Source organism: Bradyrhizobium sp. (assembly GCF_050014615.1).
Lineage (GTDB): Bacteria > Pseudomonadota > Alphaproteobacteria > Rhizobiales > Xanthobacteraceae > Bradyrhizobium.
Map to the genome: position 1 here is coordinate 15,889 of NZ_JBEKCZ010000096.1, position 11,678 is coordinate 27,566.

At 62.5% G+C, this 11,678-nt stretch carries 17 protein-coding genes and 1 pseudogene; 7 read left to right on the top strand and 11 right to left on the bottom strand.

From position 1 onward, the window contains the following. Positions 1 to 8 precede the first annotated feature (8 nt). On the top strand, positions 9 to 614 hold the full coding sequence (gene pth / locus ABR948_RS16550; RefSeq protein WP_428119729.1) for an aminoacyl-tRNA hydrolase: 606 nt from the start codon (positions 9 to 11) through the stop codon (positions 612 to 614). 36 nt (positions 615 to 650) lie between these two features. Continuing rightward, entirely contained in the window at positions 651 to 1,748 is a 1,098-nt protein-coding gene (gene ychF, locus ABR948_RS16555) for a redox-regulated ATPase YchF (RefSeq protein ID WP_428119731.1), read from the top strand. Here the strand turns inward: ychF and ABR948_RS16560 are convergent. Beyond that, positions 1,745 to 2,038, bottom strand: coding sequence for a DUF4282 domain-containing protein (locus ABR948_RS16560; protein ID WP_428119733.1), 294 nt, complete (start codon positions 2,036 to 2,038; stop codon positions 1,745 to 1,747). The genes ychF and ABR948_RS16560 overlap by 4 nt on opposite strands. A 208-nt stretch (positions 2,039 to 2,246) precedes the next feature. Here ABR948_RS16560 and ABR948_RS16565 point away from each other — a divergent pair, with 208 nt between their 5' ends. The 3 genes and pseudogenes from ABR948_RS16565 to ABR948_RS16575 all read left to right on the top strand — a co-directional run bounded on the left by ABR948_RS16565 (position 2,247) and on the right by ABR948_RS16575 (position 3,511). After that, positions 2,247 to 2,714, top strand: coding sequence for a MaoC family dehydratase (locus tag ABR948_RS16565; RefSeq protein WP_428119735.1), 468 nt, complete (start codon positions 2,247 to 2,249; stop codon positions 2,712 to 2,714). Then, positions 2,714 to 3,184: pseudogene (locus tag ABR948_RS16570) on the top strand (MaoC family dehydratase); the annotation flags it as partial. The gene ABR948_RS16565 and the pseudogene ABR948_RS16570, both read left to right, overlap by 1 nt. A 183-nt stretch (positions 3,185 to 3,367) precedes the next feature. Further along, a complete protein-coding gene (locus ABR948_RS16575) occupies positions 3,368 to 3,511 on the top strand; it encodes a hypothetical protein (protein WP_428119737.1) in 144 nt (47 codons plus the stop codon). Between the two features lie 51 nt (positions 3,512 to 3,562). Here the strand turns inward: ABR948_RS16575 and ABR948_RS16580 are convergent, their stop codons facing one another. The 7 genes from ABR948_RS16580 to ABR948_RS16610 all read right to left on the bottom strand — a co-directional run bounded on the left by ABR948_RS16580 (position 3,563) and on the right by ABR948_RS16610 (position 7,505). Further along, positions 3,563 to 3,700 carry a hypothetical protein gene (locus ABR948_RS16580; RefSeq protein WP_428119739.1) on the bottom strand — a complete coding sequence of 46 codons (138 nt, stop codon included), beginning with the start codon at positions 3,698 to 3,700 and terminating at the stop codon, positions 3,563 to 3,565. 164 nt (positions 3,701 to 3,864) lie between these two features. Continuing rightward, on the bottom strand, positions 3,865 to 4,278 hold the full coding sequence (locus ABR948_RS16585; RefSeq protein WP_428119741.1) for a hypothetical protein: 414 nt from the start codon (positions 4,276 to 4,278) through the stop codon (positions 3,865 to 3,867). A gap of 170 nt (positions 4,279 to 4,448) precedes the next feature. After that, a complete protein-coding gene (locus ABR948_RS16590; protein WP_428119743.1) occupies positions 4,449 to 5,357 on the bottom strand; it encodes a hypothetical protein in 909 nt (302 codons plus the stop codon). 93 nt (positions 5,358 to 5,450) lie between these two features. Continuing rightward, positions 5,451 to 5,885 carry a nuclear transport factor 2 family protein gene (locus ABR948_RS16595; protein WP_428119745.1) on the bottom strand — a complete coding sequence of 145 codons (435 nt, stop codon included), beginning with the start codon at positions 5,883 to 5,885 and terminating at the stop codon, positions 5,451 to 5,453. A 166-nt stretch (positions 5,886 to 6,051) separates the two neighbouring features. Beyond that, positions 6,052 to 6,318 carry a hypothetical protein gene (locus ABR948_RS16600; protein ID WP_428119747.1) on the bottom strand — a complete coding sequence of 89 codons (267 nt, stop codon included), beginning with the start codon at positions 6,316 to 6,318 and terminating at the stop codon, positions 6,052 to 6,054. A 121-nt stretch (positions 6,319 to 6,439) separates the two neighbouring features. Further along, positions 6,440 to 6,889: a nuclear transport factor 2 family protein gene (locus tag ABR948_RS16605; RefSeq protein ID WP_428119749.1), complete on the bottom strand. Its 450-nt coding sequence runs from the start codon at positions 6,887 to 6,889 to the stop codon at positions 6,440 to 6,442. Positions 6,890 to 7,358: 469 nt separating this feature from the next. Next, positions 7,359 to 7,505, bottom strand: a complete 147-nt coding sequence (locus ABR948_RS16610; RefSeq protein ID WP_428119751.1) for a hypothetical protein — start codon at positions 7,503 to 7,505, stop codon at positions 7,359 to 7,361. A gap of 382 nt (positions 7,506 to 7,887) precedes the next feature. On the opposite strand from ABR948_RS16610, the gene ABR948_RS16615 reads away from it, so the two are divergent. Together ABR948_RS16615 and ABR948_RS16620 are read left to right on the top strand one after the other, a co-directional pair. Next, on the top strand, positions 7,888 to 8,124 hold the full coding sequence (locus ABR948_RS16615; protein WP_428119753.1) for a hypothetical protein: 237 nt from the start codon (positions 7,888 to 7,890) through the stop codon (positions 8,122 to 8,124). Positions 8,125 to 9,001: 877 nt separating this feature from the next. Continuing rightward, positions 9,002 to 9,310 (top strand): SEC-C metal-binding domain-containing protein, encoded by a 309-nt coding sequence (locus tag ABR948_RS16620; RefSeq protein ID WP_428119755.1) that lies wholly within the window; start codon positions 9,002 to 9,004, stop codon positions 9,308 to 9,310. A gap of 139 nt (positions 9,311 to 9,449) precedes the next feature. Here the strand turns inward: ABR948_RS16620 and ABR948_RS16625 are convergent, their stop codons facing one another. The 3 genes from ABR948_RS16625 to ABR948_RS16635 form a co-directional block, all read right to left on the bottom strand. Further along, on the bottom strand, positions 9,450 to 9,908 hold the full coding sequence (locus tag ABR948_RS16625) for a hypothetical protein (RefSeq protein WP_428119757.1): 459 nt from the start codon (positions 9,906 to 9,908) through the stop codon (positions 9,450 to 9,452). A 214-nt stretch (positions 9,909 to 10,122) separates the two neighbouring features. Beyond that, complete coding sequence (locus ABR948_RS16630; RefSeq protein WP_428119759.1) at positions 10,123 to 10,323, bottom strand: hypothetical protein; 201 nt, start codon at positions 10,321 to 10,323, stop codon at positions 10,123 to 10,125. 6 nt (positions 10,324 to 10,329) lie between these two features. Next, the coding region (locus ABR948_RS16635; RefSeq protein WP_428119761.1) for a helicase-related protein at positions 10,330 to 11,678 on the bottom strand (1,349 nt) is incomplete at its 5' end.

Below are 11,678 nucleotides of genomic sequence, written 5' to 3' on the forward strand. Positions count from 1 at the left end.
GCCGCGTCATGCGACTCTTTGTTGGTCTCGGCAATCCCGGCGCGAAGTTCGCGCATAACCGGCACAACATCGGTTTCATGGCGGTCGATGAAATTGCGCGGCGTCATGGTTTCTCACCATGGCGCCGCCGCTTTCAGGGCGAGACCACGGAAGGCTCGCTCGACGGCGAGCGGGTGGTCCTGCTTCGTCCCATGACCTTCATGAACGAGTCGGGGCGCGCGGTTCAGGAAGCGGCGGGCTTCTTCAAGCTCGCGGCCGGCGAGGTCACCGTGTTTCAGGATGAGCTCGAACTGCCCCCGGCCAAGGTGCGCGTCAAGATCGGCGGCGGTATTGCCGGCCACAACGGCCTGCGTTCGATCTCCGCGCATATCGGCAACGACTATCGCCGCGTGCGGCTCGGGATCGGTCACCCCGGCATCAAGGAACTGGTGCACGGCTACGTGTTGTCCGATTTCGCCAAGGACGAGCGGCCCTGGGTGGCCGCGCTGTGCGAAGCGGTTGCCGAGAGCGCGGGACTGCTCACGACGGATCGCGATTCGACGTTCCAGAACAAGGTGCATCTGGCGATGCAGGCCAAGGGATTTTTCGACAAGGACGATGGCGACGCTCCGTAACGCGGGCCGTGGCGAACAGGCTTTTCAGGACACATCATGGGATTCAAATGCGGTATCGTCGGACTGCCCAATGTCGGCAAGTCGACGCTGTTCAATGCGCTGACCGAGACGGCCGCGGCGCAGGCGGCGAATTATCCGTTCTGCACCATCGAGCCGAATGTCGGCGAGGTCGCGGTGCCCGATCCGCGGCTCGACAAACTGTCGGCGATCGCGAAATCCGCGCAGATCATTCCGACGCGGCTGACCTTTGTCGATATCGCCGGCCTGGTGCGCGGCGCGTCGAAAGGCGAGGGCCTCGGCAACCAGTTTCTCGCCACCATCCGCGAGGTCGATGCGGTCGCGCATGTGGTGCGCTGCTTTGAGGATTCCGACATCACCCATGTCGAAGGCAAGATCGCGCCGCTGGCTGACATCGAGACCATCGAGACCGAGCTGATGCTCGCCGATCTCGACAGCCTTGAAAAGCGCGTCGACAATTTGACCAAGAAGGCCAAGGGCAACGACAAGGACGCCAAGGAGCAGCTCGACCTGGTCAACCGCGCACTGGTGCTGCTGCGGGAAGGCCGACCGGCGCGGTTTCTCGCGCGCAAGCCGGAAGAAGAGCGCGCCTTCGGGATGCTTGGATTGCTGACCTCCAAGCCGGTGCTTTATGTCTGCAATGTCGAGGAAGGATCGGCCGCTACCGGCAATGATTTCTCCAGGGCCGTTGCCGAACACGCCAAGAAGGAAGGCGCCGTCGCGGTCGCGATCTCGGCCAAAATCGAATCGGAGATTGCGACGCTGTCACGCGAGGAGCGCGCCGAGTTTCTCGATACGCTCGGGCTGGAGGAAGCCGGTCTCGACCGCCTGATCCGCGCCGGCTATCAGCTGCTCGACCTCATCACCTATTTCACCGTCGGCCCGAAGGAAGCGCGGGCCTGGACCATTCACCGCGGCACAAGGGCGCCGGCCGCCGCGGGGGTTATCCATACCGATTTCGAAAAGGGCTTCATTCGCGCCGAGACCATTGCGTATGCCGATTACGTCGCCCTCGGCGGTGAAGCCGGCGCCCGCGATGCCGGCAAGCTGCGGCTGGAAGGCAAGGAATACGTCGTCGCCGACGGCGACGTCATGCATTTCAGATTCAATACCTAGTGCCCAGCGCCCTGGTCGCGGATCGCGCCGAGATGCTCGTTGATGCGAAATACAATCAGAATGAATTCCGCGGCGATGCGCGAAAATACGATTCCGACGACGACGCCGGCGATCGAGGACAACAGCTGGATGAAACCGCCGAACGGGCTGATCGCCATCGTGGCCAGCCCGGAAAAAATGCCGGCGATGCCGAACAGCCCGATCAACGCGATGACCAGCCAGTAAAACGTCTTGATGATGGTGGGCGTGATAAAACGGTCCCACTGAAACAGGTCCCGAAATTCAAACATCGATGGTCTCCCGGCAAAATCGAATATCGGTGGCGTCCAAAACTGGCACTGACCGCACATGGCCTAGCCGCGAATGTTGTCCCGGGCAAGATCAGCAGCAACCCCGAACAGGGGTGTTCACCGATAAAGCACGAGCCATGCGAGCGGGCGGGTTGAGATTGCCACAAATAGCGGCCACAATCGGGCTTCCCCGCTGGCAATCCCCAACATGATGCTCACCTTCGAAGATTTTCCGCCCGGTCATTTCGGCAGCTTCGGTCCGCGCCGCGTCACACGCGAGGAAATACTGGCATTTGCCGGCGAATTCGATCCGCAGCCGATGCATCTCGACGAAGACGCCGCGTCGCGATCGATGCTGAGGGGCCTTTCCGGCTCGGGCTGGCATCTTTGCTCGATCATGATGCGGATGATGTTTGACGGCTTTATCGGCCGCACGGCATCGCTGGGCTCGCCTGGCGTCAACGAACTGCGCTGGCTCGCGCCGCTTCGGCCGGGCGACGATCTGATGCTCGACGTCGAGATCGCGGAGGCACGGGTTTCCCGCAGCCGTCCCTCGACCGGGATCGTGACGTTCAAGGCCATGATACGCAACGCGGCGGGGCAGCTATTGTGCGAGATGATCTCGCCGATCATCGTCGAGCGGCGCCCCGAACGCGCAGTGGGGCAGGCGGGCTGATGCGTTTCTTCGAGGACATCGAGATCGGGCAGCGGCGCGAGCTGGGATCGTTCACCTTCACCGCCGATCTGATCAAGAAGTTCGCGGCGCAGTTCGATCCGCAGCGCTTTCATCTCGATGAGGAGGAAGGCCGCAAATCGCTGTTCGGCGGGCTCGCGGCGTCGGGCTGGCATGTTGGCTCGGCCTGCATGAAGCTGATGGTGGCCGACGGCCAGCGCCAAGCCAGCGAAGCCGCGGCGCGCGGCGAGAAGGTCGCGATCTGGGGACCGTCGCCGGGCTTTCGTGAATTGCGCTGGATCAAGCCGGTGCTGGCGAATGACACCCTGCATTTCGCCAGCGAGGTCGAAACCAAGCGCTTGTCCGAGAAGCGCCCCGAATGGGGCATCGTGCAGGCCCGCAATACCGGCACCAACCAGCGTGGCGAACTGGCGTTTTCGGTACTGGCGACCGCCTTTGTGCCGCGGCGGAATGTGTTGCGGGCGGCCGTGCCTGGCACGAAGCCGCTGCCGCGCTTGCTGGGCGATGACGAAGGATGGTTATGGTTACTGAATCACTTTCTCATTTTTTGCATTTCGCGGAACGATTTTCCCGCTAACTCATTTTGAACCTGTGTCTGTCAAATAAAAACCGGGACAGAATTCCAGGGGATGATCATGGCAGACCGTGCCGGCTTGAAATTGGTGGGCTTTATCTTCGCAACCGTCACGCTTGCAGTGATGCTGGCCACCGGGATGGTGGTGAAGGGCTATGCCGACGGCGCCTACTCGCTCGAAAGTGCGTCGATCGCCAGCCGATAATTCAGCGTTCGCTAACCATAGCCGCGAAAGCCCAGCAAGCCTGCGAAGAAATCAGCGGTTCCAGATCAGCGCCAGGATCACCACCGCGGCCAGCAGCAGCCCGACAAACCGGATCATGATGGTCCCCATATTGTGCGGCGAACTCCGCAACGGAATGGGATCGGTATTGTCTGGCCGAACGCTTTTCATGCAGATGTTTCCCCGAACTTGCCGGCGATATGACGGCGCCTGCTCTTGGTCGCCGCCCGGACCCGGCAGGTTCAAAGCCAAACAAAACCGCCGCGCTCCGCGAGGGAGGCGGCGGCAGGAATGATTGGAAGAATTCCCGGCAGAATTCCCGGATCTATGGCTTGTCAGCTGTTGCGGAGGCCGTCCGCGGCGCGCTTCCACTGCGTGACATTGTCGGCGATCATGCGGGTGGATTTCATCGCGGCCTGGCTGAGCTGGGCATAGCCGGAGATTTCGCGCTGGACGCGCTGGCCTTCGGCATGCAGCAGGTCGCGCAGGCTTTCGAGTTCGGAAATCAGGTTCTCGATTTCGGCGAGCGAGGTTCCGGCCACCCGCTGGATCAGCGAGTTGACGTTGTTGACGGTGGCCTCGCCGTTCGGCTCCAGCGCGGTCTCGGTGCTGGCCGGCGTGCCCGGACGGCGCAGATAGGCGACGTCGTTGCGAACGAAGTCGCGGATGCCGGCCTCGACCTCCGAGACCGCCGCGAGATTGCTGTCGTCTTCAGTTGATTCAATTTTCTCAGAACGAATGACATTCATCGGCCGTTTCCCTGTTTCGCGTTGAGCGAGCGCGGATGTCCCCCGCACGACGAAAGTAAAGCAACGCCATCAGGGCTTCCGATTTGGGCCGGATCGGGGCCAATATGCGGCAATGCGCGATCTTTCGCGGGAATTGTCGTGGGAATTGTCGAATGCCGCGATTTCAGCGGTTACCAGCTCTGCTTGAATCCCGCGGTGAGACTCTTGTTGGTGGTGCCGAGCGCGGTTTCGCCGATCGAGCCGGATATGCTGACGCCGCCGAACAGTTTCTGTTCGGCGCCGACCTTGCGCAGCCATCGGTCATCGGCGGATGACAGCGTCTGGCCGGCGCTGAAGCTGGTGCCGGTATCGGCAATGCTCAGCTTCGCCGATTGCTCGGTTTCATAGTTGCGCGACGGGCGCGCGATGATGCCGGGTACGGGGACGATGCCCTGCTGGATGACGTTATAGCCGTTCTGCAAGGTGAGTGAATATTGCTCGCCAAGCGGCAGCGACTTGTTCAGGGAGGTGCCGAGCTTGCTCTGCTCCTGCGCGGGATCGACGCGGGCCTCGATCGCGGTCTTGTCCCAGATCACGTTGACGCCGGGAGCGGTGACCGCGGCCCATGCCGTGCCGGAGGATTGCGGCTCGCTGCCGCCATTGGCGACTTTCTCCGCCAGCAGCTCGGACATCGTCGTGGGCTGCCTTGTGACGGTCATGTCGGCGCCGATCCGGGCATCCCAGAGCGGCGACAGCGGCTGCTTAACCGATACCGCGGCCGAGCCGTTCGGCTTGTCGTTCGATGACCACGACATTTCGGTGCTGGCGCCCACTTTCGGAGCAAGCCGAGCCTTCGATGCCGGAGTCCAGGTCAGAGTAGAGGCGTCGACATTGAGCAGGCTCCAGTCCAGCTCCAGATCCTTGAGGTCGGGATCCTCCGCCTCGGCGGTGTCATCCGCTTCCACGGCAGAAGTGTCTTGACGGGTGGCCGGACTTTCGGTTGCCGGCACCATCTGCGCCTTCGCCGGCAGCGCGGCCAAGCCCAGGCCGGCCGCCAGCATCAGCAGCACCGTCCGGCGATAGCCTGTCCTGGAAATCATAACCCTGCCCGCATGCCAGTGTTCTGACGATGCGCGCCTATCGGCGCAAAATTGTGGCGGGGGTCGTTGGTCCCCCGCCATGGCGATCCCGAACTAGGACGCGATCTTCGGCAGATGAATCGGGCGCCCGAGCGCCTGCTCCACCAGATCGAACGTATCGACCAGAATGCGGATGCTGGTCAGCTGGCTGGCCTTGAACTGCGCGAACTGGGCGAGCCGCAGACTGATCGGCTTGTTGGAGTCCAGCGCGGTCAGCGAATAGCGCATCATCGAGGCGGCGGAATCCACCCCCAGCATGACCGACTCGCGATCGAAGCGGTGAACCCGGATGTTGTCCGCGATCTGCTTGACCACCTCGAGCACGGCGGCCTTGCCGCGGCGTGCACCGAAAAACGGAAACATGTCGATCGGGCCGTAGATCGCCCAATCGACATCCTCATCGATCAGGGCTTCGAGATCATCGGGCTGGCGGTCGTTGATCGCACGATGCAATGCACGAGAGAAACGCCAGAGACTGTGCTCTGTCATGATATCTGTTTCCTGAAACTGGATTGGCTTGTCAGCGACCGGCCCTGATGGACGTCATTCTTGACGCCGTGCCTGGATGCTGAACCGTTGGTTGAAACCTCAACTAGAGGCATTTGATTAAAACGCAATCCGCATTTTTGCATTGCACAAATGCGGATTACCCGAATTACCGGTCGGGGCGGCCGGCGGGCTCCCGGTTGACGGCGATTTCGCTGTCGCGGATCGCGATCACGCCGAACAGCAGCGCGCCGCCAAGGCCGCCGATCATGGCGCCGAGCGGCATGAAGGTGAAGAACACCAGCATTCCGCTATAGCCTTCAAAGCCGCTGGTTTTGAAGATTTCGACCCAGGCCAGCCCGGCGCCGACGCCAAGCGCCGCACCGCCGAGCGCGCCCAACATCAGACCGAGCAGGACCAGCAACGCGATTTTCATGTCTGTTTCGCCCAAGGATACCGACAAGGATTCCGACAAGGGATGCCCGCAACACCTTTTGTTGGTCGCCGCGGGGCGCCGCATGGTTCAACGCCGCGGCAGACAATGACGGGTAACCGACTTATAGAGTCGCGGGCTTGTCCGCCGCCAGAATGGAAGCGACGTCGCGCTCAAGCACCTGCTCGACCAGATCGAAGGTATCGAGGATCTCGCGAATCCTGGCGATGCGGCCATCACGAATGGTATAGAAGGCCGCCATATCGAATTGCACCACCCGGTTGTTGCTGCTCTTGCGGAAGAACACGCGAATATTGGCCGCGACCTTGTCGGCTTCGGCGATCAGGATGGGGACCTCGTAGCGCATGCCGGAATAGCGGGCGTGCACCGTCTGCCACATCGCCCTGAGCTCGGTTTTGCCGTGGTGGCGGCCCATATGCGGCAGGATATCGATGGGGGCATTGGCGAAAAATTCGACATCGTCGGTGCAGCAGGACAAGGCGCCCTCGATATCGCCGGAAGAGAACGCATCCAGAAAATTCAGCACGTGCTGCCGGTGAGTATCGTCGACCATTTTTTACTCCGCCGGCGTTGGGCCCGGTCAGCCTTTGCGTTTCCGGCTTCATTGTGAACCGAATGGCGCGGCGTTCAATCGGCAAAAGATTCCCAGTCCCCTGAGACCATTGGTTATCCTTTTGTTGCGGCAACAGCGAAAAAGGTTCGCAATCATGAGATGTATTTGCGACGACGTTTCGCGGAAACGTCGATGGCACGCCGATAGTGCTCCGCCGAGTCCGGAATCATCACGACGGGCAATCGCTGCCGCGCGCGGCCGCCACGCGCCGTTTCTCGTGATGGCAAGGCGCTGCGCGACGGCGCCGTCCCGCCGGGGCAGTTGCTCGGAATCAAGTGCTTCGGAATCAAGGGCCGCGGAATCAGGCCAATGATCGCTGGCGCCGGGTGCGCTGCAATACGCGCACGCCGCATCGCATCCGGGGCAGGCCCCGGATCAGGTCCGGGGCAGGCGTTGGCGCGAGAACGCTTCAGTTCTTCTTGCTGTTGGGGCTCTGGCCCGCGGGCGTCTTGCCGGCGGCGAACGGATTGACCGGTGCCGCGCCGCCCTTCTTGAGGTTCTTGTCGGCCTTCGGTTTCTTCTTTTCCTTGTTGCTGCGCATCTGACCCTTGGCCATCGTGATCTCCCTTGCGCGCGGTTGAAAAGATTCGGCGCCATCCAGCAGTAGCAAATCGGCAAGCGCTTGTATGCAGGCGGCGAAAGGCGGCGGCGTGATCGATCGCTGCGGCGGTTGGCACCCGGCAATCCATCCTTCCGGTCGTCATACCCCGCGTGGTTGTCATCACCCGCGAAAGCGGGTGATCCAGTACGCCGTGGCTTCTCGATTCCATCGAAGTGCTCTGGAATACTGGATCGCCCGGTCAAGCCGGGCGACGACGGCAGGGGATGATAGCTGTCAACGACCTTGAAAGGCCGGTGCGACCGCTTACCTGCATCGGCGATGGAACGGGACCGCCGGTCCGGGATTAATACCAAGCCTTTTGAAGGGGACTGCCGTCATGAAAACGATTGCCACTCTGCTCGCCATTGCCGCGCTGACGCTGGCTGCGAATACCGCCGACGCCAAGGGCTGCATCAAGGGCGCGGTGGTCGGCGGCGTCGCCGGTCACTACGCCGGCCATCACGGCGTGCTCGGCGCCGTCGCCGGCTGCATCTACGGCCGCCGCCACGCCAGGCAGCAACAGCTGCAACAACAGCAGCAGGGCCAGGCGCCGGCCGGGCAAGAGAAGATGTGAGCGCTTGTTGGCGGCTCCGTCATTGCGCGGAGCCGGGCTCCTATCTCTCAACGTCGTCCCGGCGAACGCCGGGACCCATACCGCGTGATTTTCTCGTCTTAAACAAGGTGGTCGACACCGTTTGTCTGCATAGACGCCGGTGGCTATGGGTCCCGGCGTTCGCCGGGACGACGCAATGTTTGGCGTTGGTACGCCAATGCATCGGTACGGATTCACTTTTCAAACAGCCAAGACGGTCCCAACACCGTCATTGCGAGCGCAGCGAAGCAATCCATTTCATCGAGCAAAGAAAGAAAAGAGTGGATTGCTTCGCGTCGGGCGCGCATTCGCGCGACCCGTTGGCTCGCAATGACGTTAGAATATGACTCCGCATTCCCGCGACGCGATGCGCCCGGGCTTTGCAGGAAATTTGTCCCTCAGAGAAATGAGGGCGCAGGGAAAGCCGGGCGCTTGGCGCACCCGCAGCCCCCTGTGCAACAAAAAAGCACAGGGGTAGAAGCCACAGGTTCGCCGGGACACCCGGCCTTCCCTGCGCAATGGTTTTACGGCTTATTTCGCGCTCTCCCCGGTGATCGGGCTTGTTTGTCACCGTCGCCTCGCGAGTATCTCCGCAAGACTTGACGCCAGCGTCGAGGCGTCAGGACCACACGACTTCGCCGTCCGCCTCAGGCGCCCTCGTCAGAAGCGCCATCAGCGTCCACCGCATCCCGCACCAACGTCCGTGACGATCGCGATACGTCCCTCAAGTGGGACGGGATGGCGCAAATATGAATTTGATTTGGGGTAGCGGCGAAGGGATTTATTTTTTCGCGCAGGACTGGACAGGTGGAATCAGCTTGAACTCACAGGAGAATTTTTTGTTTATCGAAAATCCAAAATGCGCCTTTGCCGGGCGTCCTTTGCAGCGTGCGCGGCACGTGATAGCCATTCGGCGCGGCGACAGGCCGCGTCTCTCATTGATGGAGGTGTATCATGCGCAAGCATCGCGATCTCGAAAACCTCCCCAGCTTTCAGCATTACGCGTAAGCGGCGGAAGTCATTCCCCTCGGAAACCCATGTCAAACGCGGGCGGCGTGTCGTCCACGTCGACGTCGAATTGACCGAAAAACTCGGTCGCAACGACCTTTGCCCGTGTGGCTCGGGACGCAGGTTTCAAAGCCTGCTGCATGAAATCCGGCGCCTATGACGGATCGAACCGCGACGACTACTTTCAGGGAGTAGCGGCGGGTCGGGGGGTAACGGTCCTGCGGTGAGCACCTCTCTTCGCGCCAGCGGAAAGAGGTGCTTTGTGCCGTGTCCCTCGCGCCCAACGCGAAGCGCGGGAGTTAGCGAGTGGGCGCGGCGGCAGGCGGCGGCGGCGGTTGCCCCGGATTCGGGAATACCGATCCCGCGGCCGGCGGTGCCGCGGCGGGCTTCGGCTTCGGTCGCGACGGCTTGCGCGGCGGCTTCGGCGGCGGTGCTATGGGCTGAAGTTCGGCGACCACCGGATTGGGTTCGATCCGCGTCGTCCCCGGCGTCAGAAAACCGGCCGGATTGCCGTTGACCCGCACCGGGACCGTCACCGGCTGGAAATCGTTCAGGGTGTAACTGACCGTGAAATCGGCGTTGGGCATCGGCACGTTGACGGCGCAGGGGGTCCTGCAACTCTCTCCCGTGGAAAGCCGGGCATCGGCGCCCGGCGGGTTCGACTCCAGCTGAACTTCCATGACCGGCACCCGGTTCGGCGCCGACGAGCAACCCGCGAGACTTAAGCCGGTGACGGCAATGGCGATGACACGACGCATGATCGATCGGTTACTCCAGACATGATTCGAGTAGTCCACCACATGTTGGTTAAGGCAACTACTCCCCCAGGCGCGATACTGCCATTTCCGCCCCTGAGAGCATAGTCACCACAGTTACAGCCGGATTCACCCGGCCTTCCCTGTGCAAACTTGACGCCAGCGTCGAGGCGTCAGGACCTAGGACCGCTTACCGAACGCGACAGGCTTTGAACCTTCAAATCACATCCTTGATCACCATCCATCCCGTCAGCCACAGCGCAAAACCAGCGACCGCGCCCAGCAGCGCGCCGGCGAGGCGATGCCTTCGCCACAATAGCGCGCCGGGAATGGCGCCGAGCAGGAAGCCCGGACTGCCGAGGATGAGGGCGATTTGGATCAGACTGACGGGATCGTTGAGAATGCCGATGTCTGACACCGGCCGTTATCGCTTCTTCCACCCACCCCTATGCCCCGGCGCGCCGCCGGAGGAGCGCGGGGCGGGGCCGAATTCGGGGCCGGACTGGCGCGAGTCGGTGGGCTGGAAGATTTTGCTGCCGCTGCTCGCCCCCGAATCGTCGGGCGAGGGTTTGCCTGAGGGCGCGCGGCCGGGGCGATAGGGCAGGGATTCCGGGCCGTGCATTTCGTCGAGATGGGGTTTGTGGACTTTTGAGGGGCCACGACTCGTTGACCCCCCCCCCCCCCCCACCCCCCCCCCGGGGGGGGGGGGGGCGGCCCCCCCGCCCCGGGCGGTGTCCCCACCCCCAGGAGCCCCCCCCCCCCGGATCTTGACTTCGTCGCGCAGGCGCGCGGCTTCCTCGAAGTTCAGATCGGCGGCGGCTTCGCGCATTCTGGTTTCGAGGTCGGCCAGCACGGTCTCGAAATTATGCCCGATCGAGATCACGTCATCGGCCATGCCGCCATCGCCGATTTCCACCAGCACATGGTCGCGCTCATAGACGCTGTTCATGATGTCGCCGATGGATTTCTTGATGCTCTCCGGCGTGATGCCGTTGGCGGTGTTGTATTCGACCTGCTTCTCGCGGCGGCGGTCGGTCTCGGCGATGGCGCGCTGCATCGAGCCGGTGATCGCATCGGCATAGAGGATCACCCGGCCGTCGACATTGCGCGCGGCGCGGCCGATGGTCTGGATCAGCGAGGTCTCGCTGCGCAGAAAACCTTCCTTGTCGGCATCGAGGATCGCGACCAGCGCGCATTCGGGAATGTCGAGGCCTTCGCGCAACAGATTGATGCCGACCAGCGCGTCGAACGCGCCGAGTCTGAGATCGCGGATGATCTCGATGCGCTCGATGGTGTCGATATCCGAGTGCATATACCTGACACGAATGCCTTGCTCATGCAGATATTCGGTGAGGTCTTCCGCCATCCGCTTTGTCAAAACGGTCACGAGGCTGCGATAGCCGGCCTGCGCGGTGGCGCGGACCTCGCCGACGAGATCGTCGACCTGGGTGCGCGCCGGGCGGATATCGACCGGCGGGTCGATCAGGCCGGTCGGGCGGATCACCTGTTCGACGAACACGCCGCCGCTCTCGTTCAGCTCCCATGCGCTCGGCGTCGCCGACACCGCGACCGATTGCGGGCGCATCATGTCCCATTCCTCGAAGCGCAAGGGCCGGTTGTCCATGCAGGACGGCAGCCGGAAGCCATACTCGGCCAGCGTCGCCTTGCGCCGGAAGTCGCCGCGGAACATGCCGCCGATCTGCGGGACGGTGACGTGGCTTTCGTCGGAGAACACCAGCGCATTGTCGGGGACATATTCGAACAGTGTCGGCG